Source organism: Candidatus Nitrotoga sp. M5, from assembly GCF_927904885.1.
Lineage (GTDB): Bacteria > Pseudomonadota > Gammaproteobacteria > Burkholderiales > Gallionellaceae > Nitrotoga.
In genome coordinates this window covers 1-1,975 of sequence record NZ_CAKMNW010000018.1, presented here as the reverse complement: position 1 = coordinate 1,975, position 1,975 = coordinate 1, and the positions used below count along the sequence as shown (strand labels likewise).

Annotated in this window: 2 protein-coding genes and 1 pseudogene; 2 read left to right on the top strand and 1 reads right to left on the bottom strand. The window is 46.7% G+C overall.

Features of this window, described 5'->3' with window-relative positions; genetic code table 11:
* Both MJ770_RS05500 and MJ770_RS05495 read left to right on the top strand, forming a co-directional pair.
* Window positions 1–790 (top strand): TonB-dependent receptor domain-containing protein (locus tag MJ770_RS05500; RefSeq protein WP_239250605.1); only part of this gene is annotated, 790 nt, incomplete at its 5' end.
* 59 nt (window positions 791–849) lie between these two features.
* Window positions 850–1,773: a tetratricopeptide repeat protein gene (locus MJ770_RS05495; RefSeq protein ID WP_239250604.1), complete on the top strand. Its 924-nt coding sequence runs from the start codon at window positions 850–852 to the stop codon at window positions 1,771–1,773.
* A gap of 90 nt (window positions 1,774–1,863) precedes the next feature.
* On the opposite strand, the pseudogene MJ770_RS05490 reads toward MJ770_RS05495, so the two are convergent.
* A pseudogene (locus MJ770_RS05490) lies at window positions 1,864–1,975 on the bottom strand (IS481 family transposase); the annotation flags it as partial.

The window sequence follows — 1,975 nt, the reverse complement described above, 5'->3', positions numbered from 1 at the left end:
ACGCTTTGGCGCGGCCCAGGCACGCAAGTTTTCAGCTAATAGCGGTGCATTAGGCGCACTCTACACCTTCAACCAGAATTTTGGTCTGGCTGCAAATTTTTCGCATACTCAGCGAGTACCGACGTATGCCGAGTTATTTGCAAATGGAAGGCATGTAGCAACGGGCCAGTTTGAGGTGGGAGACACAACGCTTTCGAAGGAGAAATCAAATGGTGTTGATCTGCAACTGCGCTGGCGTTCGGGTCAGCATTCAGCGAGCATTAGCGGCTTTTATACGCGTTTTGAGAACTACATTGCGTTGATCAGAAGTGGTCAGGAGCAGGAAGAGCTTCCGGAGGGTGTATTTAGTGCGGTGAAGGCTGAATTCCATGGCTTTGAGGCTGAAGGAAAATTCCGGATATATGAGAAAAAAGGTAATCTCAATCTCAATTTGCGCGCTGACTATGTGCGGGCGAAGAATAGCGACACGGGGGAGCCATTGCCACGCATTACCCCAATGCGCCTCGGCGCGGGCCTCGACTATCAACTTGGTAAATTCAGTGCAAAGCTTGATGTCGCCCATTCTTTCAAGCAGGATCGAATAGATGCGAACGAACTGTCTACCAGTGCTTATACACTGACCAACGCCAAGCTGAACTATCACTTTACGACACAGTCGATTCACTGGGATGCATACATCAAGGGCAATAATCTTTTCAACCAGGAAGCACGAACGCATACATCAATCCTGAAAGAAATCGCACCGCTACCGGGACGCGGCTTTCTGGTGGGGGTACGTGCCAATTTCTGAGTTCCCCTGTTAGTTTCGATTGACACAAAATTAAATATTAACTTGAAAGAGGTCTAAAGATGTCATTACTAAATAAATTCAAGAACATTATTGCAGCGCAATTACTTTTAACCATGCTATTTACTGTTGGGGCAAGTGCGTATGCTCAGCCATGGCCAGCAATATCAGAGCAAGTAGCACAACTTGCTGAATTAAGGCAGCATGCAGAAGCTGGCGATCCGAATGCGCAATACAACCTGGGATACATGAACGAAACTGGAACTGATCACGGCATCATGCCAAAGGACACCAGAAAAGCGGCAGAATGGTATGAGAAAGCCGCCCTACAGGGACATGCCAAGGCGCAGTCTGCTCTTGGGCAGATGTTCATCAGCGGATATGGTGTGCCTAAAGATGATGTTATTGGTGTGGATTGGCTACAAAAGGCAGCTGACCAGGGTGATGCTAATGCGCAATTGGAGCTTGGCTGGTTATACGCTGACAAAAGAGGGATACCCGATGACCCTGCCAAGGCATTGAAATGGTGGCAGCACGCCGCCGAGCGCGATTTTACTCATGCACAGTTTATGCTTGGGATGATCTACTACAAAGGAGAAATCGTGCCAAGGGACCTTACCAAAACCGTTGAATTGTGGACAAGGGCATCGCTGCAGGGATACCACCCCGCTCAGTCCAATCTCGGAACAATGTACCATTCTGGAGAAGGTGTACCAAAAGATCTAGCCCAAGCAGTGGAGCTATGGGAAAAAGCGGCTAAATTTGGATATGTCGATGCACAGTACAACCTCGCTTTGGCTTACCATTTTGGTAACGGCGTGAATAAAAATGAATTGCTGGCCTACGCGTGGTCAAATCTGGCTGCCGAATATGGCGGCAAAGAAATTGCAAAAAAACTAAGAAATTCAATTACTTTGACTAAAGATCAACAAGATCAGGCGAATGAAATGTTCATGAATTGGCAGCTTGGGCAGGTTTATCGTTAAGTGCCTCATATCGTTTATTGGCTCGGAATAATTACTTGTACTAGCTCAGATTTGATTTGACGGTTACCGAATTTCAGGGTAACTGTCAGATTAAATTTGGTTTAGATTTTTTCCACTCCAAACATGCTTCCCACTGAGTAAGGTTTCCAACGGCGTTCTGCCATCACAAACCTTGCCCTGATGAATTCTTTCATTACTGTAA

What these genes read in the sequence shown, in the direction of transcription:
- MJ770_RS05495 (WP_239250604.1), top strand. Translation starts at nt 850, where the DNA reads ATGTCATTACTAAATAAATTCAAGAACATTATTGCAGCGCAATTACTT.